Annotated in this window: 16 protein-coding genes; 3 read left to right on the top strand and 13 right to left on the bottom strand. The window is 68.1% G+C overall.

The window, feature by feature from the left end; translation table 11 throughout:
• Positions 1-2: 2 nt before the first annotated feature.
• The 7 genes from MWN52_RS02935 to MWN52_RS02905 all read right to left on the bottom strand — a co-directional run bounded on the left by MWN52_RS02935 (position 3) and on the right by MWN52_RS02905 (position 10,336).
• Positions 3-1,526, bottom strand: coding sequence for an AMP-binding protein (locus MWN52_RS02935; RefSeq protein ID WP_286576542.1), 1,524 nt, complete (start codon positions 1,524-1,526; stop codon positions 3-5).
• Positions 1,519-2,031: a (2Fe-2S)-binding protein gene (locus MWN52_RS02930; RefSeq protein ID WP_286576540.1), complete on the bottom strand. Its 513-nt coding sequence runs from the start codon at positions 2,029-2,031 to the stop codon at positions 1,519-1,521. Before MWN52_RS02930 ends, MWN52_RS02935 begins: the two co-directional genes overlap by 8 nt.
• On the bottom strand, positions 2,019-2,846 hold the full coding sequence (locus tag MWN52_RS02925) for an FAD binding domain-containing protein (protein ID WP_286576539.1): 828 nt from the start codon (positions 2,844-2,846) through the stop codon (positions 2,019-2,021). The genes MWN52_RS02930 and MWN52_RS02925 overlap by 13 nt, the downstream gene beginning before the upstream one ends.
• A complete protein-coding gene (locus MWN52_RS02920; protein WP_286576538.1) occupies positions 2,843-5,839 on the bottom strand; it encodes a xanthine dehydrogenase family protein molybdopterin-binding subunit in 2,997 nt (998 codons plus the stop codon). Before MWN52_RS02920 ends, MWN52_RS02925 begins: the two co-directional genes overlap by 4 nt.
• Positions 5,836-7,239 carry a sodium:solute symporter family protein gene (locus MWN52_RS02915; RefSeq protein ID WP_286576537.1) on the bottom strand — a complete coding sequence of 468 codons (1,404 nt, stop codon included), beginning with the start codon at positions 7,237-7,239 and terminating at the stop codon, positions 5,836-5,838. The genes MWN52_RS02920 and MWN52_RS02915 overlap by 4 nt, the downstream gene beginning before the upstream one ends.
• 129 nt (positions 7,240-7,368) lie before the next feature.
• Complete coding sequence (locus MWN52_RS02910; RefSeq protein ID WP_286576536.1) at positions 7,369-8,601, bottom strand: alpha-hydroxy acid oxidase; 1,233 nt, start codon at positions 8,599-8,601, stop codon at positions 7,369-7,371.
• A gap of 13 nt (positions 8,602-8,614) precedes the next feature.
• Entirely contained in the window at positions 8,615-10,336 is a 1,722-nt protein-coding gene (locus MWN52_RS02905; RefSeq protein WP_286576535.1) for a thiamine pyrophosphate-requiring protein, read from the bottom strand.
• A gap of 595 nt (positions 10,337-10,931) precedes the next feature.
• Here MWN52_RS02905 and MWN52_RS02900 point away from each other — a divergent pair.
• Complete coding sequence (locus MWN52_RS02900; protein WP_286576534.1) at positions 10,932-12,278, top strand: phosphohexomutase domain-containing protein; 1,347 nt, start codon at positions 10,932-10,934, stop codon at positions 12,276-12,278.
• 67 nt (positions 12,279-12,345) lie between these two features.
• On the opposite strand, the gene MWN52_RS02895 is transcribed toward MWN52_RS02900, so the two are convergent.
• From MWN52_RS02895 to rfbB, 5 genes are all read right to left on the bottom strand, one after another.
• The gene (locus MWN52_RS02895) at positions 12,346-13,512 is read right to left on the bottom strand and encodes a nucleotide sugar dehydrogenase (protein ID WP_286576533.1); all 1,167 of its coding nucleotides are present in this window, start codon (positions 13,510-13,512) and stop codon (positions 12,346-12,348) included.
• A 135-nt stretch (positions 13,513-13,647) separates the two neighbouring features.
• On the bottom strand, positions 13,648-14,541 hold the full coding sequence (rfbD, locus tag MWN52_RS02890) for a dTDP-4-dehydrorhamnose reductase (protein ID WP_286576531.1): 894 nt from the start codon (positions 14,539-14,541) through the stop codon (positions 13,648-13,650).
• The gene (rfbC, locus tag MWN52_RS02885; RefSeq protein WP_286576530.1) at positions 14,538-15,095 is read right to left on the bottom strand and encodes a dTDP-4-dehydrorhamnose 3,5-epimerase; all 558 of its coding nucleotides are present in this window, start codon (positions 15,093-15,095) and stop codon (positions 14,538-14,540) included. Before rfbC ends, rfbD begins: the two co-directional genes overlap by 4 nt.
• Positions 15,092-16,000, bottom strand: a complete 909-nt coding sequence (gene rfbA, locus MWN52_RS02880; protein WP_286576529.1) for a glucose-1-phosphate thymidylyltransferase RfbA — start codon at positions 15,998-16,000, stop codon at positions 15,092-15,094. The genes rfbC and rfbA overlap by 4 nt, the downstream gene beginning before the upstream one ends.
• A 23-nt stretch (positions 16,001-16,023) precedes the next feature.
• Positions 16,024-17,082 carry a dTDP-glucose 4,6-dehydratase gene (gene rfbB / locus MWN52_RS02875; RefSeq protein WP_286576527.1) on the bottom strand — a complete coding sequence of 353 codons (1,059 nt, stop codon included), beginning with the start codon at positions 17,080-17,082 and terminating at the stop codon, positions 16,024-16,026.
• A 229-nt stretch (positions 17,083-17,311) separates the two neighbouring features.
• Here rfbB and MWN52_RS02870 point away from each other — a divergent pair, with 229 nt between their 5' ends.
• Together MWN52_RS02870 and MWN52_RS02865 are read left to right on the top strand one after the other, a co-directional pair.
• The gene (locus MWN52_RS02870; protein WP_286576525.1) at positions 17,312-18,058 is read left to right on the top strand and encodes an electron transfer flavoprotein subunit beta/FixA family protein; all 747 of its coding nucleotides are present in this window, start codon (positions 17,312-17,314) and stop codon (positions 18,056-18,058) included.
• Between the two features lie 102 nt (positions 18,059-18,160).
• Positions 18,161-19,096, top strand: coding sequence for an electron transfer flavoprotein subunit alpha/FixB family protein (locus tag MWN52_RS02865; RefSeq protein ID WP_286576523.1), 936 nt, complete (start codon positions 18,161-18,163; stop codon positions 19,094-19,096).
• Positions 19,097-19,335: 239 nt separating this feature from the next.
• Here the strand turns inward: MWN52_RS02865 and MWN52_RS02860 are convergent, their stop codons facing one another.
• Positions 19,336-20,373, bottom strand: coding sequence for a glycosyltransferase family 2 protein (locus MWN52_RS02860; RefSeq protein ID WP_286576521.1), 1,038 nt, complete (start codon positions 20,371-20,373; stop codon positions 19,336-19,338).
• Between the last annotated feature and the right edge of the window lie 3 nt (positions 20,374-20,376).

Raw genomic sequence — 20,376 nt, 5'->3', positions numbered from 1 at the left:
CTTCAAGGGGCCAGGGCGTATTCGCCGGCGGTGAGCTTGCGGCGCAGCAGCTTGCCGACCGGCGATTTGGGAATGTCCTGCACGAACACGAAGTCGCGCGGGCGCTTGAAGTTGGCCAGCTTGGAATCGCGGCACCAGGCGTCGAGCTCTTCCCGGGTGACCGGCGCATTGGCCTTGATGAAGGCGGTGACCACGCTGCCCCAGCGCTCGTCCGGCAGGCCGACCACGGCCACCTCATCGACCTTGGGATGCAGCGAGAGATGGCTCTCGATTTCCACCGGCGAGACGTTCTCGCCGCCGGAGATGATCATGTCGTCGACGCGGCCGGTGACGAACAGGTCGCCTTCCTCGTCCACATAGCCGGTGTCGCCGGTGAAGTACCAACCGTTGCGCAGCGCCTTGTCATCTGCGTCCGGGCGGCGCCAGTAGCCTTCGAAGGCCTCGTCGCCGGCCAGCAGCGCGACGATCTGGCCTTCCTCGTTGACCGCGGCGCGCTCCTCGCCCGTGCTCGCCTCCAGCTTGACCACGCGGACCATCTGGTTGATGCCCGAGCGTCCGGCGCTGCCCGGCTTGCCGGCCGCGTCGTCCTCGATGGTGAAGGTGTAGACCTCCGAGGACCCATAGTGGTTGACGAACAGGTCCGGCCTGAACGCCTCGTCGAGCTTCCTGAGCAGGCCATCGGTCATCGATGCGCCGGCATAGCCGAGCTTGCGCACCGAGGACACATCCGTCCCGGCGAAGTCCGGGTGGTGGACCACGTCGTGGTACAGCGTCGGCACCAGATAGAGGTTGTCGATCTTCTCCTGGGCGATCAGGGCCAGCGCGCGGGCCGCGTCGAACTTGGGCAGGCAAACGAATACGCCGTTGATGATCGAGCTGGCCAGCAGCGAGCGCACGCCCATCGTGTGGTACAGCGGCATCACCCCCAAGGTGCGCTCGCCGTTGCCGTAGAGATTCTGCGCGACATGGGCGATGGCCGCGGCGCGCTCGGCGCGGTGGCGGCGCGGCACGCCCTTTGGCTTGGAGGTGGTGCCCGAGGTGTAGAGCATCAGCGACCAGTCATCGGCCGTGGCGCGCGGCGTGGCCGGCGGCGCGTCCAGGGCCAGCCAGCTGGCGAAGCGCTGCGCGCCGGGACGCTCGATGTCCAGGGTCACGTGCAGCACGGACTCGTCCAGGCCGGCGGCGGCGATCGACTTGGAGGGCGCGTCCTCGTACACGATCACGCGCGCCTCGGCGTCGTGCACGCAGAAGCCCACGTCCTCGGCGGTGGCGCGCCAGTTGAGCGGGGTCAGGATCACGCCGGCGAACTGGCAGGCCCAGTGCAGCGTGGCCGCTTCCCAGCGGTTGCGCAGCACGCTGACCACATGGTCGCCGTGGCGCACGCCGGCGGCGTCCAGCGCCGCGACGACCGAAGAGATGGCCCGGTACCAGGCCGCGTAGGTCAGGCGCGTGTCGCCATCGACGATGGCCAGGGCCTTTGGGTCGCGTTCGACGCTGGCCAGGAAACTGGTGCCGAGATCAAGCATGTGCGCGTTCCTCTTTCAACCGCCGCTGCGCGTGCAGGGCGGCCTTGATGATGGTGGCGTAGCCGGTGCACCGGCACAGATGGCCGGAGAGCATCTCCTTGAGTTCGTCCTCGCTGGCGTCGGGCGATGCGCGCAGGAAGCCGTCCAGCGACATCAGGATCCCGGGCGTGCAGAAGCCGCACTGCAGGCCGTGGTGGGCGCGGAAGGCCTCCTGCAGCACGCCCAGCGTGTGGCCGCCGTCGGGCGAGAGCCCTTCCACGGTCTGCATCTGCGCGCCGTCGCTCTGCACGGCCAGCGCCAGGCACGAGCGCGCCGGCACGCCGTCGATCAGCACGGTGCAGGCGCCGCAGACGCCGTGTTCGCAGCCCACATGGGTGCCGGTGGCGCCCAGCTCGTGGCGCAGGAAGTCGGACAACAGCATGCGCGGCTCGGCCTGCCCCTCGACCCGGCGGCCGTTGAGCGTGAGGCTGACGGTGTGGCGCAGGCTGGCGATCAGTTTCGGCATCGCAGGGCCTCCTCGATGGTCTCGCGGCCCAGGCGGCGCACCAGCTCACGGCGATAGCGCGCCGTGGCGTGCAGATCGTCGCGGGCGTCCAGGTCCCAGGCGTACTGGTTGAGGGCGTCCTCGAAGTCCGACGCGCCGGGCAGCGGCAGTTCGCGCACGGTGGGGACGTCGGCCACCCCGCCGACGCCAAGACGCACGGCGTGCCCGGTGGCGACCGCGGCGCAGGCGACGATGGCGAAGTCGCCGTGCCGGCGGCCCACTTCGCCGAAGGCATAGCCGGTGCCCGGCTGCGCGGCGGGAAAGGTCACCGACTCGATCAGCTCGGTATCGCCGCGTGCGGTGGCCATCATGCCGACGAAGAAATCCGAGGCCGGGATGGAACGCGCCTTCCTGCGCTGGCGCAGCTGCAGCGTGCCGCCCAGGGTGAGCAGGCACAGCGGCTGCTCGGCGCTGGGGTCGGCATGGGCGATCGAGCCGACCACGGTGCCGCGGTTGCGTGTCTGCGCATGGCCGACCCAGGGCAGCGCCCTGGCCAGCAGCGGCAGGCGCGGATCGCGTGCGGTCCATTCCAACAGCGCCGCCTGGCGCACCCCGGCGCCGATGCGGATGCCGGCCTCGGTGACCTCGATCCTGGCCAGCGATTCGACATGCATGACGTCCACCAGCAGCGCCGGCTTGGCCAGGCGCATGCTCAGCATCGGCACCAGCGATTGGCCGCCGGCGATGATGCGCGCCTGGTCGCCGTGCTCGTGCAGCTGCGCCAGCACCTCCTCGCGCGATTCGGCGCGGAGATAGTCGAACGGCGCCGGCTTCACAGACCCACTCCAAACCTGCGCAGCACGCGCTTGAACCATCCGGCGATACCGCCCTTGCCGCCGCCGGCCTTCGCGGCCAAGCCGTCGAACAGCTGGCCGATCACCACCCTGGCCGCGCCGTCCAGCAGGCGTCCGCCGATGGAGGCGACCTTGCCGCCGATGACCACTTCGTAGCGGTAATGGATCTCGGTGTGGCCCGGCGACGGTTCCTTCAGGGTCACCGCGCCGCTGCCGTTGCCGAAGCCCAGCGCACCGGTGGTGGTGCCCTTGAGGGTGAGCGATTCGGGCTCGTCGAGATCGTGCAGGCCGACCTTGGCCTTGTAGCGGCCCTTGACCGGGCCGATGCCGAGCGTGACATCGGCGGTGAACTCGGTCGGCGAGGGCCGTTCGATGCCGTGCGCGCCGGGGATCACCGAGGCCAGCGTGTCCGGATCCAGCAGCATGTTCCACACCTGCTGACGCGACGCGGCGACCCTGGCCACGCCCTCGCCGGTGAGCTTGCGCTCGCCCGGCTTGGCCGGCGGCGCGGCCTTTTTTGCCAGCGGCCGCGAGGGCGGGGCCTCCTCCCCGTGCAGATGCAGCGCCAGGCGCGCGGGCAGCAGCGGAAGTTCGACATCGGCGATCGACAGCGCGTCGGCCACTGCATTGGCCAGGCATACCGGCGTGGACATGCAGTTGCCCTCGCCCACGCCCTTGGCGCCCAGCGGCGTGAATGGCGACGACGTCTCGTGATGCAGGATCAGCGGCGGGACCACTTCCATCGCGGTCGGCACCAGGTAGTCGGCGAAGGTGCCGGACAGGAAGCTGCCGTCGGCGCCGTAGCTGTGCTCCTCGTACAGCGCCGCGCCCAGCGCATGCGCGTAGCCGCCGTTGACCTGGCCTTCGACCATGCCCGGATGCAGGATGCGGCCGCAGTCGTGCATGGTCACGTACTTGTCGATGCGCACCTGCGCGGTGTCGCGGTCGATCTCCACGCCGCAGAAGTCGAAGATGAAGCCGTGGCACAGCGAGCTGTTGACGCCGTCCTGCGCATCGGGCGCGGTGAGCTGCGGCGGCGTCCAGAACGCGGTCTCGCGGATCGCATGGTCCACCTCGTCCGGCAGGGTGCCCGGCGCCCAATGGCTGGACGAGGCCACGCGCGCGAAGGACAGCGGCCTTGCATCGCTGCCCTTGTGCCGCAGCGTGCCCTCGACGAATTCGATCTGCTGCCATTCGCAGCCGAGCTGGGCGGCGGCGATCCTGGCCAGCTTCTCGCGCAGGCGCATGGCGGCGATATGCGCGGCGCCAGCGACGGCGGCGGCGAAGCGGCTGGAATAGTTGCCCGAGGCGATCGACCAGGCATCGCGCGCGGTGTCCATCTCGGTCACCACGCGGATGTCGCGCGGGGTCAGGCCGAAGGCATCGGCCACCACCTGCGCGAGCACCGTGCGGTGGCCCTGCCCCTGCGGCACCGAGGCCACGTGCACGCTGACCGAGCCGACCGCGTCGATCTGAATGGTCGCCGTGGCCTGCGCGCCATTCTTCGGCCCGGCCTTGGCGCGCTGCTCGGGCGTGAGCACCGCGGTGATGTAGCCCATGTTGGACACGCTGGGCTCGACCGCGGCGGTGAAGCCGATGCCGTAGCGGCGGCCTTCGGCGCGCGCGGCATCGCGCCGTGCGATCAGCTCGGCCAGGCCGCCCTCCTCGACGGCGCGGTCCACCGCGGTGCGGTAGTCGCCCGAATCCAGCAGCGCCCCGGTGGCGGTGCGATACGGGAACGCCTCGGCCGGCACCAGGTTGCGGCGGATGACCTCGAGCGGATCGAGGCCGAGTTCGATGGCGATGCGCTGCATCAGCCGCTCCAGCGCGAAGTACACCTGCGGACCGCCGAAGCCGCGGTTCAGGCCGGTCGGCATCTTGTTGGTCAGCACCACACGGTTGCGGATGGACACGTGCGCGATCGCGTAGGCACCGGTCATGTTGCCGTGCATGCGGTACAGGGTGGCCGGCTCCGGCGCACGCAGGTGCGCGCCGCAGTCCTCCAGCTGGTCCCAGGCCAGCGCGCGCACGCGGCCATCGGCGTCGACCGCTGCGGCCAGCGTGGTGTCGCGGTTGGTCGCGCAGACCGAGGCGGACAGATGCTCGAGCCGGTCCTCGACCCACTTCACCGGGCACTGGGCCACGCGCGCGGCGGCGGCGATCAGCACGATGTAGGGAAAGATGCCCTGCTTGATGCCATAGCTGCCGCCGGACTCGGGCGGCGTGCGCAGGCGCAGGCGGTTGCCCGGCACCTTCAGCGCCCGCGAGATCACCGCATGGATGCTGAAAGGACCCTGGAAATTGGCCAGCACGTCGTAGCCGTCGATGCCCGGGTCGTACTCGGCCAGCACGCCATAGCATTCGATCGGCGTGCAGCTGTTGCGCGGATAGCGCACCTCCACCGACACGCGACGGGCGGCCTGCGCGAAGGCGGTCTCAGGATCGCCGTAGCGGAAGGACCGCTCGCTGGCGATATTGCCGCCCAGGCCCTCGTGCAGCACTGGCGCATCGGGTGCGATGGCCAGCTGCGGATCGACCACCGCGTCCAGCGCCTCGTACTCGACCTCGATCAGCTCCATCGCGTCTTCGGCCAGGTAGCGGTCGCGCGCCACCACGACCGCGACCGGCTCGCCGACGTAGCGCACGCGGTCGGTGGCGATGGGCCAGCATTCGATCGGCGCCTTGACGCCGACCACCAGGCTGGTGGTCAGCCGCTGGATGTCAGCCCCGGTCAGCACCGCGCAGACGCCCGGCAGGGCGCGCGCCTTGTCGACGTCCACGCGCAGCACGCGCGCATGGCCATGCGGCGAGCGCAGGATCGCCGCATGCTGGGTGCGCGGCGGCGTGCCGAGATCGTCGAAGTAGCGGCCGCGCCCGCTCAGCAGGGCAGCGTCTTCCACGCGCGGCAGGGAACGGCCGGTCCACTGGCCGGGCGCCAGCGTTTCGTCGTGCGAGAGGGTGTCGGCTTGCGTCATCGTGTTCCGTGTTCCAGCTTCACGCCTGCCGCCACCCGGCCCTTGCCGCGGAAGGGATGACTGAGGGCCATGACCACCAGGGGAATCGCCAGGGCGACATAGGCGTTGTCGATGCCGAACGGATTGCCGGCCAGGTACCAGCCGATGGTCACGAACAGCGACAGCAGGATGCTGGCCAGCGCACCGCGCGGCGAACCGAAGCGCGGCGCGTAGAAGGCGATCAGCAGCAGCACGGCCAGCGTGGCGCGCAGCGACTTGGCCAGGAAGGTGACGTTGAGCACCTCGGTGGAGGCCACCGCCAGCGGGATCGGGATCAGCCCGACCACGATCGTGGCGATGCGCACGAAGCGCAGCGCGCTGACCTCATCAGTCTTGTCGCGCTGGAAGAACCGCGCGTAGAAATCCTTGTAGATCAGCGTGGCCGTGCCCATGCTCAGCGCCGAGATGGTGCCGAACAGCGATCCGGCCAGACCCGCCACCACCAGGCCGGCCATGAAGTCGTTCATCGACGCGACCAGGGTCGGGAAGGCCTGCAGCGCATTGATGTTGGGGAACAGCAGCACGCAGCACATGCCGACGATCGCCGCGGCGATGCCGAAGGGGACGATCAGCAGGGCCGAATAGAAGCTTGCCGCGCGCGCGCGCCGGCCGTCGGGCACGGTCGCGATCGCCTGCACCACGTACTGGGTGGCCAGCACCGCGCCGACGCCGGCCACCATCCACGCGCCGATCTGGCCCCAGCCCACGCCGGTCAGGCTGAACATGCTGGCCGGCAGCCGCGCGTGCAGCTGCTCGTAGCCGCCGACCTTGGACAGGGCATAGCCCAGCGCGATGGCGATGCCCAGATACTTGACCATCGCGTGCAGCACGTTGGTGTAGATCACCGAGCGCATGCCGCCCAGGCTGACGTACAGCACCCCGATCACGCCGACGATCACGATTGCCAGGGTGCGGTCGATCTTGAGCAGCCCGGCCAGCACCGCCCCGCCGCTGGTGTAGACCGAGATCGCGACGATCTGCAGGGCGAAGATCATGATCACCGAGGTCGCAAAGCGCACCGGCTCCCCGTACGTGCGCGCCATCGCGCCGGAGATGGTGTTTTCCTGCATGTCCTTGAAGCGCCGGGCCATCAGGAAGGCGAACAGGACGAAGCCCACGCCGAGCGCAGCCAGGTTCCAGGCCGAGGAAATGCCCTGCTTGTAAGCCACCTGCGCGGTGCCTACGCTGGCGGTGGTGCCGATGAATTCGCTCATCAGCAGGAAGCCGATGAGGATCGCCGGAAAGTTGCTGCCGCCGCTGGTGAAACTGTGCGCGGTCTTGGCATAGCGTCGGGCCCAGAAACTGATCGCGGCCAGCGCCAGCATGTAGCCGCCGACGATGGCGATGAGGGTGAGGTTCATGCGCGCACGTCCTGCCGGGTGGCCGGGCGCGGGGCGAGTTGCCGGTGCTGCTTGTTCATCGACCTGCCCCTCCCAGGGCGCGTGGTGACGCTGCGGATCGTGTGGATGGTGGTAAGCGAAGACATCGGATCAGGAGCTGGCCGCGCGGCCTCCTGCGCGGGCTTCTTCGGGCGTGCGCACACCGGCCTGGGCCAGCGCGATCCTGAATTCCTCCTGGAACAGCGCGGCCACATGCGCCGCGCCGGCCGGACCGGCCGCGCCGTGGCCCCACAGGAAGGCGCGGCCGGCGAGCGCGGCGTGGGCACCGCAGCGCAGCGCGCGCAGCACGTCGACGCCATGGCGCAGGCCACCATCGACCAGCACCGTAGCGTGCTGGCCGACGCGTTCGACGATCGCCGGCAAGGCCTCCAGCGCCGCCGGTGCCGCATCGAACTGGCGCCCGCCATGGTTGGACACCAGTACGCCGTCCGCGCCGATCGACAGCGCGGTCTGCGCGTCGTCCGGATGCAGCACGCCCTTGACCACCAGCGCGTGCGGCCATGCATCGCGGATGCGCACCAGCGCATCCCAGGTCATCGGCCCGGCCATCTGCTGGAACACATAGCTCGCCAGCTGCCGGGTGCTGGGCGCGTCGCCCGCATAAGGAATGAAGTTGCCGAAGCGCGGCTGGCCATGGCGCAGCAGGTCCAGCGCCCAGCGCGGTGCGCGCAGCACGTCCAGCACGGTGCGCGGGCGCGGCTTGAACGGCACCACCAGGCCGTTGCGCACATCGCCCGAACGCTTGGCGCGGACCGGCACGTCCAGCGTCACCACCAGCACCCTGGCGCCCGCACGCGCCGCGCGCCGGGCCAGGTCGAGCGAGACGCGGTGGTCGTCCGCGGGTACCGCGTAGAGCTGGAACCAGAACACATCCGGCGCGATCTGGCCGATGCGCTCGATGGTCGCGTTGCCCACCGAGGAGTACACATACGGCACCCGCGCCGCCTGCGCCGCCGCGGCCAGCGCCTCATCGGCGCCGGCGCGCAGCAGGCCGGCCAGGCCCATCGGCGCCACACCCAGCGGCATGGCGTAGCGCTGCCCGAACAAACTCACGCCGGTGTCGACCTGGCGCACGTCCAGACCGTAGCGCGGCACGATCTGGCACGCGTCCAGCGCGGCACGGTTGCGGCGCAGGCACACATCGTCGCCCAGGCCATTGGCGACGAAGTCGCGCGCGAAGCGCGGCGCACGCCGGCCCGCGGCGCGCTCCAGGTCGTCGATGGTGGGATAGCGACGACGCAGCGCGGCGGCCGCGCCGCTCAGGCCGCCAGTGCCCCAGCCATGTGCCGGGGCCGCATTCGCTTCGCGCACCGGGGACGACATCGCGATGGCCTGCTCAGTACTCACAGATCACGTTGACCAGCGCCTGGCGGCCGCCACGGACCGCGGCCACCGCCTGCGCCAGGGCCGTCGGCAGATCGTCGGCGTGCTCCACGCGCAGGCCCAGGCCGCCGCTGGCTTCCACGGCATGCTCGAAGCGCGGCGAAGGCGAGAGTTCGGCCAGCATGCGGTGCGCGTCGCCCGCGGCGTGGCCATCGCGGTACATCGCCTTGGTCGAGTTGCGCACCGCGCCGTACAGCGCGTTGTTGAAGATCACCGTGAGCACCGGCAGCGCATGCGCCTCGCTGACCCAGTGGCAGGCGGTGGGATTGGCGAACATGTAGGCGCCATCGCCCAGCGTGGCCACCACCAGCCTGTCCGGCGCGGCCAGCTTGGCCCCCAGCGCCGCGCCCAGGCCCCAGCCCAGGCCGCCGGCGGGGCTCAGGCCGAAATAGGTATTGGGCCGGGTCTGCGGGCACTGCGGCTGGCGCAGCGGGTACTCGTTGACGATGATCGCGTCCTCGCCCACGGCCTCGGCGATGCAGGCGCTGATCCATTCCGGCGTGATCGCGCCCGCGGGGTTCGCCGCGGCCTGCCGCCACTGCGCGCGCAGCGCAGCGGTGCGTTCGACGCAGGTCTCGGTGCGCGCCTGCACCACCTTAGGGTCGATGCCGCCGGTGTCGTGCAGGGCCTGGGTCAGGGCCTGCAGCAGGGCTGCGGTGGTTCCCGACAGGGCCAGATCGGTGCGGAAGCTGCGCATCGGGTAGCGCACATAGGCCGGGTCCTCGCCCAGATGTGCGACCCGGCAATCGGCCGGCGGCGTTTGCACCGCGGGCACCCACGGCACATCGCAGTCCAGCGCCAGGATCAGATCGGCCCGGGCCACCAGCGGTGCCGGGTCGTAGCCGGCAAACAGCGGATGCTCGGCCGAGATGTTCTGGAAGCGCGGGTGGAACACCGCCACCGGGATGCCGAAGCGCTCGGCGAACGTGGACAGCGCGGCGAAGCCGGCCTCGGTGCGCCCGGCGCTGGCGGTCACGATCAGCGGACGCTGCGCCTGGCGCAACCAGCCGGCCAGCGTGGCGATGTCGTCCGGATCGGGCCGCGGGGCGGCCGGCGGTTTCAGCGGCTGCGGCGCGACCGCATGCGCGCCGACCGCTTCGGCCAGCACGTCGCGCGGCAGGGTCACATAGGTCGGGCCGCGCGGCGAGGTCATCGCCACCTGCAGCGCGCGCTGCACGATCTCGCCGGCCTGCTCGGGCAGATGCAGTTCGTAGTCCCACTTGACCGCTTCGCGGATCATGCCGGCCTGGTCGAACATCTCCTGCGCCCAGTGGATGTAGCGCGTGCGCGTGCCGTGGCGGCCGCGTTCGGAATACGGCGAACGCCCGGCGAACAGCAGCACCGGGGTCTGGTCGCGGCTGGCATCGAGCGCGGCATTGATGGTGTTGGCCGTGCCGACATTGACGTGGACCATCACCGCCTGCGGCTGGCCGTCGATCATGTAGCTGCCGTGCGCCATGGCCACGGCGACGTTCTCGTGCGGGATGACCATCGGCCTCGGGCTGGGCGTGCCATCCAGGGCCGCACGGGCGAAGGCCTCGGCGATCGGCGGGAAGTCGGTGCCGCCGTTGGCGAAGAAATAGCGCACGCCGACCCTGGCCAGGGCCTGGACGAACAGGTCGGCAGCACTGTCGACGCGCGACCGTGCCTCCGCTTTCGCGGTTCCGTCGGACATCACACCCTCCCGGTGTCGACGCACGCCTGGTGCGTCTGTGGTCGTGCCCTTGCCGGTCGCGAGCGGATCGCGGCCTGGGGCGAGTGCGACCGACTCTACAAAGCGCAGCTCAATCAGAACAAGTAATGATTAATTATTGAATTCATCATCATATGTGATGCCCATCCTGGGCTACCGATGCGTTGCGTGCCGTGACCGCGCGCAGGCAGGACGGGATGCGCCGAGGCCGCGCTCTTCTTGCTCTGCAGCAGGCGGCCCGCGCTGCGCCGGCTCGACCGGACCAGGATCCTTCTTACGCAGCCACGCTGGTGCTTCCGCGCCAATCGCTGGGCTACGTCCGCTCTGACGCGCCTTTCGAGCGCCGCTCTGCGCGACCATGCGCCGCCACGCGCCCACGGCCGAGCCGGCGACAGGCGACCACTGCCGCCGTGCGGGGAACGACGTCTCCGGGCTTCCTCCATCGACCCCTCGGCCGCCCACCGGGCTGCCGAACGCATGGCCACCGAGGCCGCGCTGCCCCTGCTGGCACCACGCGTCCTTTCCCTTCGGCCCGTTACACTCCCCGCCCCCCAAATCTTCTCAAGGACTCCCGCCCATGGCGCTACCCGCATTCAAGGCCTACGACATCCGCGGCCGCGTGCCCGACGAGCTGGACGAGGACCTGGCCCGCCGCATCGGCGTGGCGCTGGCCGACATGCTGGACGCCGGGCCGGTGGTGCTGGGCCATGACGTGCGCCTGACCAGCGCCGAGCTGCAGGACGCGCTGTCCGCGGGCCTGCGCGCGAAGGGCCGCGAGGTGATCGACATCGGCCTGTGCGGCACCGAGGAGGTCTATTTCCAGACCGACCACCTCAAGGCCGCCGGCGGCGTCATGGTCACGGCCAGCCACAACCCGATGGACTACAACGGCATGAAGCTTGTGCGCGAGCAGGCCCGCCCGATCAGTTCGGACACGGGGCTGTTCGACATCCGCGACAAGGCCGAGGCCGACACCGCGCCGGCCACCGCGCCGACCGCCAAGGAAGAACACCGCCCGGACAAGTCGGCCTACATCCAGCACCTGCTGAGCTACATCAAGGCCGACGCGCTCAAGCCGCTCAAGGTGGTGGTGAACGCCGGCAACGGCGGCGCCGGCGCCATCGTCGACCTGCTCGCCCCGCACCTGCCGCTAGAGTTCATCCGCATCCATCACGAGCCCGACGGCCACTTCCCCAACGGCATCCCCAACCCGCTGCTGCCGGAGAACCGCGCCGCCACCGCCGATGCGGTCAAGCAGCACGGCGCCGACTTCGGCATCGCCTGGGACGGCGACTTCGACCGCTGCTTCTTCTTCGACGAGCACGGCCAGTTCATCGAGGGCTATTACCTGGTCGGCCTGCTGGCCCAGGCGATCCTGAAGAAGCAGCCCGGCGGCAAGATCGTCCACGACCCGCGCCTGACCTGGAATACCGTCGAGATGGTCGAGGCCGCCGGCGGCGTGCCGGTGCTGTGCAAGAGCGGCCACGCCTTCATCAAGGAGAAGATGCGCGCCGAGAACGCCGTGTATGGCGGCGAGATGAGCGCGCACCACTACTTCCGCGAATTCGCCTACGCCGACTCGGGCATGATCCCTTGGCTGCTGATCGCCGAGCTGGTGTCCACCTCGGGCCGCTCGCTGGGCGACTGGGTCGCCGATCGCGTGGCCAAGTTCCCGTGCAGCGGCGAGATCAACTTCAAGGTCAGCGACGCCAAGGCCGCCGTGCAGCGCGTGATGGACCACTACGCCGACCTCAAGCCGCAGCTGGACTACACCGACGGCACCAGCGCCGACTTCGGCGACTGGCGCGTCAACATCCGCAGCTCCAACACCGAGCCGCTGCTGCGCCTGAACGTGGAAACCCGCGGCGACGCGGCGCTGCTGAAGCAGAAGACCGACGAGATTTCGGCGCTGCTGCAGGGGTGAAAACTCGGGAGTGAGAAGTGAGCGGCATGCGCTGCTCACTTCTCACTCTGCTGCGCCGATCGTTGCCCTAGTTGTCGCCGAACAGGTCGCGCGTATAGACCTTGTCGGCGACATCGTTCAACGCGGGCGCCATGCGGTTGCTGATGATCACGTCGGCCTCGCGCTTGAACGCTTCCAGATCGTTGACCACGCGCGAGCGGAAGAACTCCGCCTCGCTCAGCGTAGGCTCGTACACGATCACCTCCACGCCCTTGGCCTTGAGCCGCTTCATCACGCCCTGGATGCTGGAGGCGCGGAAGTTGTCCGAGCCGGCCTTCATGATCAGGCGGTAGATGCCGACCACGCGCGGCCTGCGCTTGAGCACGTCGGCGGCGATGAAGTCCTTGCGCGTGGTGTTGGAATCGACGATGGCGCGGATCAGGTTCTGCGGCACGCTCTGGTAGTTGGCCAGCAGCTGCTTGGTGTCCTTGGGCAGGCAATAACCGCCGTAGCCGAAGGACGGATTGTTGTAGTGCGAGCCGATGCGCGGGTCCAGACAGATGCCTTCGATGATCTGCCGGCTGTCCAGGCCATGGGTCACCGCATAGGTGTCCAGCTCGTTGAAGTAGGACACGCGCATGGCCAGGTAGGTGTTGGCGAACAGCTTGATCGCCTCGGCCTCGGTCGGCTCGGTGAACAGCACCGGCACGTCCTGCTTCAGCGCACCTTCCTTGAGCAGGCCGGCGAACACCTCCGCGCGCGGCGAACGCTCGCCGACGATGATGCGCGAGGGATACAGGTTGTCGTACAGCGCCTTGCCCTCGCGCAGGAACTCCGGCGAGAACAGGATGTTGTCCGTCCCGAACTGCTGGCGCACCTTCTCGGTATAGCCCACCGGCACGGTCGACTTGATCACCATGGTCGCGGCCGGGTTGATCTTCAGCACCTGGGCGATCACCGCCTCGATCGAGCGGGTGTTGAAGTAATTGGTGTCCGGATCGTAGTCGGTCGGCGTGGCGATGATGACGAACTGCGCGTCGGCATAGGCCTCGACCGGATCCAGCGTCGCCTTGAAGTTCAGGCCGCCCTGCGCCAGCGCGGCCTCCAGTTCGGCATCGACGATGGGCGAGCGGCCCTGATTGATCAGCTCGACCTTGGACGGCACGATGTCCAGCGCCACCACCTCATGGTGCCGCGCCAGCAACACGCCATTGGACAGGCCAACATAGCCGGTACCGGCCACCGCAATCTTCATGAATCGCAACCTCGTGGGGGGATGGAAGCGAGCCTACGATACGGCACGACGCCATAACCGCCGATGGCTTGGCCGGACGAGCACGATCTGCGCGCGAAGGCCGCAGCGCAAAGCGCAACAGCCGTCACGAAAGCCTTACTTCAGTTCGGCCACCACGCTGTCGAGCGCAGTTTCCCAGGCCGGCAGGTCGATGCCGAAGTCGCGTTGCAGGCTCGTCGTATCCAGACAGGAATAGGCCGGACGCCGCGCCGGGGTCGGATATTCGGACGTCGGGATCGCCACCACCTGCGGCGCGCGCGGCAGCAGGCCGGCCGCCACGGCGCGGGCGAAGATGGCCTCGGCGAACCCATGCCAGCTGGTCTGGCCTGCGGCGGTCAGATGCCAGGTGCCGGAGGCTTTCGTTCCCTGTCGCAATACCTGCGCGGTGACGTCGGCGATCAGCGCCGCCGAGGTGGGCGTGCCGATCTGGTCGGCCACCACCCGCAGCTCGTCGCGCTGCGCGCCGACGCGCAGCATGGTCAGCAGGAAGTTCTTGCCATGCGAGGCGTAGACCCATGCCGTGCGGAAGATCAAATGCTGGCCGCCGGCCGCGCGGACCGCCTCTTCTCCCGCCAGCTTGCTGGCGCCATACACGCCCAGCGGCGCGGTCGGCGCATCGACGGCATAAGGCGCGGTGCCCTGACCATCGAACACGTAGTCGGTCGAGTAGTGCACCAGCGGCACGCCACGCGCGGCGCACCAGCGCGCCAGGGCGCCGGGCGACTCCGCATTGGCGCAAAAGGCCGCATCGCGATCCTCCTCGGCCTTGTCCACCGCGGTATATGCCGCGGCATTGACCACCACGGTAGGCGTGAGGCGATCCAGCAGCGCCGGCAGGCTATCGGGCCGATCGAAATCGGCGACTTCGCATGCCGCACCGTCTTCCAGCGTGCCGCTGCGCGTAGTGCAGACCACCTCGCCCAACGGCGCCAGCGCGCGGCGCAGCTCCCGGCCGACCTGACCGTTGGCGCCCAGCAGCAGGAGCGTCACGGCGTGTAGACCGGCAGGCGCGCCTGCGGCACCTCAGCCAGCAGCGGGGCGGCCGCGTCCTTGTCGGACAGGTTCGGCGAGCCGATCGGCCAGTCGATGCCGATGGCCGGATCGTCCCAGCGCACGCCCGCGTCGGCGGCCTTGTCGTAGACGTTGGTGCACATGTAGCTGAAGAGCGCGCGCTCGGAGAGCACCGCAAAACCGTGCGCGAAGCCTTCCGGGATCCAGAACTGGCGCTTGTTCTGCGCGCTCAGCACCACGGCGGCCCAGCGACCGAAGGTGGGCGAACCGAGGCGTACGTCGACGGCGACATCGTAGACCTCGCCTTCCAGCACGCTGACCAGCTTGCCCTGCGGATTGGGCCACTGGTAATGCAGGCCGCGCAGCACACCCTTGGACGAGGACGAGACATTGCTCTGCACGAAACGATCGGGCAGGCCGAGCTCGCCGTAGCGCGCGGCGTTCCAGGTCTCCATGAAGAAGCCGCGCTCGTCGCCGAAGACGGCCGGCTCGATGATGGTGCAGCCTGGAAGCGACGTCTCGATCAGCTTCAAACCACTTCTCCTCGGGCAGCCAGCGCGTGCAGGTAACGGCCGTAGTCGTTCTTCAGCAACGGCGCCGCCAGGCGCTCCAGCTGCGCGGCATCAATCCAGCCGTTCCCGAACGCGATCTCCTCCGGGCAGCAGACCTGCAGGCCCTGCCGTTGCTGGATGGTCTCGATGAAGTTGGAAGCCTCGTGCAAGGACTTGTGCGTGCCGGTGTCCAGCCAGGCGTAGCCGCGACCCAGCGCTTCCAGATGCAGCTGCCCGGCGTCGAGATAGCGGCGGTTGAGATCGGTAATCTCCAGCTCGCCACGGGGCGAGGGCTTCAGCGACGCCGCATGCTCGGGCGCATGGCCGTCATAGAAGTACAGCCCCGTCACCGCGTAATGGGAGCGCGGCTTGGCCGGCTTCTCCTCGATGTCGATCACCTTGCCGCTGGCATCGAACTCGGCCACGCCGTAGCGCTCCGGGTCATTGACCCAATAGCCGAACACCGTCGCGCCCTCACGGCGCGCATCCGCGCGCTGGAGCGTGTCGATCAGGCCGTGACCGTGGAAGATGTTGTCTCCCAGCACCAGACAGCTCGGCTTGCCGCCCACGAAGTCACGGCCGATCGTATAGGCCTGAGCCAAGCCATCGGGACTGGGCTGGACGGCGTACTGGATCTCCATGCCCCACTGCGAGCCATCGCCCAGCAGCTGCTGGAACAGCGCCTGCTCGTGCGGAGTGTTGATGATCAGCACTTCCCGGATGCCCGCCAGCATGAGCACGCTCAGCGGGTAATAGATCATCGGCTTGTCGTACACCGGTAGCAGCTGCTTGCTGACGCCCTTGGTGATCGGATACAGCCGCGTGCCCGAGCCGCCCGCGAGGATGATGCCGCGACGCGCATCCTTCGCAGTGGCGTGCGCATCCACGTGCGGGCTTCTCAATGAAGCGGTCACTGCACGCCTCCGATGCGCTCCAGCCGATAGCTGCCGTCGAGTACGCCATTGACCCAGTCCTGATTGTCCAAGTACCAGTCCACCGTCTGGGTGATGCCCTGCTCGAAGGTGTGGCGCGGCTCCCAGCCCAGCTCGTTCTTTAGCTTGGAGGCGTCGATCGCATAGCGGCGATCATGGCCCGGCCGGTCGGTGACGTGGATGATCTGGCTGCTGCGCGGCTGGCCATCCTCGCGCGGTCGGCGCTGATCCAGCAGCGCGCAGATCGCCTTGACGACCTCGATGTTCTGCCTTTCCGAGTTGCCGCCGACGTTATAGGTCTCGCCCACCCGCCCCTTGGCCAGGACCGTCCGGATCGCCTCGCAGTGATCGGACACGAACAGCCAGTCGCGCACCTGCTTGCCATCGCCATACACCGGCAGCGGCTCGCCGGCCAGCGCCTTGGCGATCACCAGGGGAATGAGCTTCTCGGGGAAGTGATACGGGCCGTAGTTGTTGGAGCAGTTGGTGGTCAGCACCGGCAGCCCGTAGGTGTGGTGGAACGCGCGCACCAGGTGATCGGAGGCCGCCTTGGACGCCGAATAGGGTGAGTTGGGCGCATACGGCGTTTCTTCGGTGAACTTGCCGGTCTCGCCCAGCGTGCCGTAGACCTCGTCGGTGGACACATGCAGGAAGCGGAATGCCTCGGCACGCTCGGCCGGCAGGCCCTTCCAGTAGTCGCGCACGGCTTCCAGCAGGCCGAGCGTGCCCACCACATTGGTCTGGATGAACGCACCGGGCCCATCGATGGAGCGGTCGACATGGCTCTCTGCCGCGAAGTTCAACACGGCATCGGGCTGATGCTCCGCCAGCAGCGCAGACACCAGTGCGCCATCGCCGATGTCGCCGCGGACGAACACGTGGTCGGGGTTACCCTCCAGCGAGGCCAGCGTCTGGAGATTGCCGGCATAGGTCAGCGCGTCGAGGTTGACGACCTTGACGCCCCTGGCGACCGCCTCGAGGACGAAGTTCCCCCCGATGAACCCGGCTCCGCCGGTGACCAACCACGTCTGTCCCACGCATCTCTCCTGATTAGGCAATGAAAGCCGCCCTTGGCGGCAGCGCGCAAGGATAAACCGTGCAGGGCCCGCTTCGTGAACAAGTCTGTCATCGAGACCGGACTGCGGCGCCTGACGACCATACGCTGTCGCACGGTCACGCCCGCCCGGCTAGAATCGTAGATCAAGCCCCGCGCCAGCCGCCGCGGCCGGGCCATCCGCATCCCGTGTCAGAGGACTCGCTTTCACGATGAAGATTCTCGTCGCCTACAAGCGCGTGGTGGACTACAACGTGCGCATCCAGGTCAAGCCGGACAACTCCGGCGTGGTGACCGAGGGCGTCAAGCTCTCCCCCAACCCCTTCGATGAGATCGCCCTGGAGGAGGCGCTGCGCCTGCGCGACAAGGGCGTGGCCACCGAGGTGGTCGTGGCGACCATCGCCCCGGCCGACGCGGCCGCGCACCTGCGCAATGGCCTGGCCATGGGCGCCAATCGCGCCGTGCACGTGGTCGCCGATGGCCCGGTCTCGCCGCTGACCGCCGCGCGCACCCTGCTCAAGCTGATCGAGAAGGAGCAGCCGGACGTGGTGATCCTGGGCAAGCAGGCCATCGACGACGACGCAAGCCAGACCGGCCAGATGTTAGCCACGCTGTGGGGCCGCCCACAGGCCACCTTCGCCTCCAAGGTCGAGATCGCCGACGGCAAGGCCACGGTGACGCGCGAGGTCGACGCCGGCCTGGAAACGCTGGAAGTCGACCTGCCGGCCGTGATCACCACCGACCTGCGCCTCAACGAGCCGCGCTTCATCAAGCTGCCGGACATCATGAAGGCCAAGTCCAAGCCGCTGGAGACCCTCCCCTTCGCCGAGCTCGGCGTGGAGGCCGACGCGGAACTGAAGGTGACCCACTACGCCGCCCCGCCCAAGCGCAGCCGTGGCGTGATGGTCAAGGACGCCGCCGAGCTGGTCGCCGCACTCAAGCAGAAGGGCCTGCTCTAAGGCTGCCTGTCGTTCCCGCGAAGGCGGGAACCCAGTGCCTTTCGCCGCCCGTCCCATCATGGATTCCCGCCAAGGCGGGAATGACGAAACAGGAATCCGCACATGTCCAAAGTCCTCGTCATCGCCGAACACCTGGACGGCGTGCTCAACGCCTCCACCGCCAAGACCGTCAGTGCCGCCGCCGCGCTCAAGCCCGAGGCGCTGGACGTGGCCGTGCTGGCCGCCGATCCGACCGCCGTCGCCGAGGCCGCCGCCAGAATCGCCGGCGTCACCAAGGTGCTGACCGTCGCCGATCCGGCCAACGAACACGCCATCGGCCAGGTGCTCGCCCCGCAGATCGCCGCGCTGGCCGCCGGCTACACGCATGTGTTCGGCCCCTCGACCACCTTCGGCAAGGACCTGATGCCATGCGTGGCCGCGCTGCTGGGCGTGGCCCAGGTCTCGGACCTGATCACCGTCGAAGGCGAACACACTTTCACCCGCCCGATCTACGCCGGCAACGCCATCATCACCGTCGAGGCAGATCCCGCACAGACCGTCGTGGCCACCGTGCGCACCGCCTCCTGGCCGGAAGCCGCGCAGGGCGGCAGCGCCCCCGTCGAAGCCGCCAGCGTCGAGGCGAGCCTGCCGACCCACACCCGCTTCGTCGGCCTGGCGGCCGGCAAGTCCGACCGCCCCGACCTGCAGTCGGCCCGCCGGGTGGTCTCCGGCGGTCGTGGCGTGGGTTCGAAGGAGAACTTCGAGATCATCTACAAGCTGGCCGACAAGCTCGGCGCTGCCGTCGGCGCCTCGCGCGCCGCGGTCGACGCCGGCTACGTCCCCAACGAACTCCAGGTCGGCCAAACCGGCAAGATCATCGCCCCGGAGCTCTATGTGGCCATTGGCATCTCCGGCGCCATCCAGCACCTGACCGGCATCAAGGACGCCGGCACCATCGTGGCGATCAACAAGGACGCCGACGCCCCGATCTTCGAGATCGCGGATATCGGGCTGGTAGGGGACCTGTTCACGATCCTGCGAGAGCTCGAGAACAGCTGACCTAACGCACCAGGCGGACATGAAGGGCCTGTCTGACAGCGTATCGGCATAAACTTGTAAGGCCGCCGAGGCCAGGTCCGCCACCAATCGCATTGCGGGTGTGCCACCACGACGCCTGACGCTCGTAAGAGTCGCATCTGTGGCAAAACTATAGACCAAATGGTTTTAACTGGACTTCTTACCCAGGTCGAGCCGATATCCAGGATCCACGGTCGGCGAGTGCCGACCGTAGCCACAGCTCACTCTGACAGCGACGCCAGTTCACCTGCGTTGGCGCCGCTGCTCACAACCTGCCCGCGGAGTCGTACGAGGCGCGCAAGAGATCTTCGCGGCACAGCGCCGATATCGAAATTGAAGAAGCTCAGCAGCAGCTGAAGCGAAGACAGCAATGCCACCGCGCTCAGCACAACGATGCCAGCACTGGTGGTTCCGCCCACCATCCAGGATTTCCACCAGTGAATGCCGCCGTAAATGGCGCCGAACATACCAAGCCCCATGCCGAAGATCAGCTCCAGACTGGCGATCGAAAAGTCCCGAAGATAGTAAAGATAGAAGATGCGCTTGAAGAAATTCCGCAGATGCTTCCACGCAAATTCGGGCAACACTTTTGTGATCTTGAGGCCACTTTCCTCATCGGCATAATGAGCTTTCATCGGAATGTCGAAAACCACAGCCCGGGAGAGCCCAAGGCGGAACAGAATATCCGTCTCGAAAAAGTAACGCGTACTTATTTTTCCAAGGTTCAATGACTCCAGTGCAGATCTGCCAATGGCTGTATAACCGTTCGTTGGATCGAAGACATCCCAGTATCCGGAAGAGACCTTGTTCAACAAAGACAATGACGCGTTACCAAACAGGCGCATGCGCGGCATGACTGCCACGTCGCTTGGATGAAAGAATCGATTGCCCTTCGTGTAATCAGCTTCTCCCGACAAGATCGGATTGACGAATGCCGGGAGCAGGCCGGGGTCCATCTGCCCATCACCGTCGATCTTGACGACGACCTCTACACCCTCAAGCAAGGCTTGCCTGTAGCCGTGCATCACCGCACCGCCCACACCTTGGTTGACCTGGTTGCGAAGTACAACGACGCGAGGGTCGGTGCATTCGCGCTGGATAAGGTCACCCGAACCATCCGGACACGAATCGTCGACCGCATAGATCCGAGAAACGGATGTCGGTACACGACGAATAACGTCCAGCACATGGCGGGTCACGCGATAGCAAGGGATGACTACCGCGACCCGCGGTACGATTTCTTCGGCCGGATACTCCATCTT

This window comes from Pseudoxanthomonas winnipegensis (assembly GCF_030322905.1).
Classification (GTDB): domain Bacteria; phylum Pseudomonadota; class Gammaproteobacteria; order Xanthomonadales; family Xanthomonadaceae; genus Pseudoxanthomonas_A; species Pseudoxanthomonas_A winnipegensis.
The sequence above is the reverse complement of the archived record's forward strand: the minus strand, read 5'-3'. Positions and strand labels throughout refer to the sequence as shown.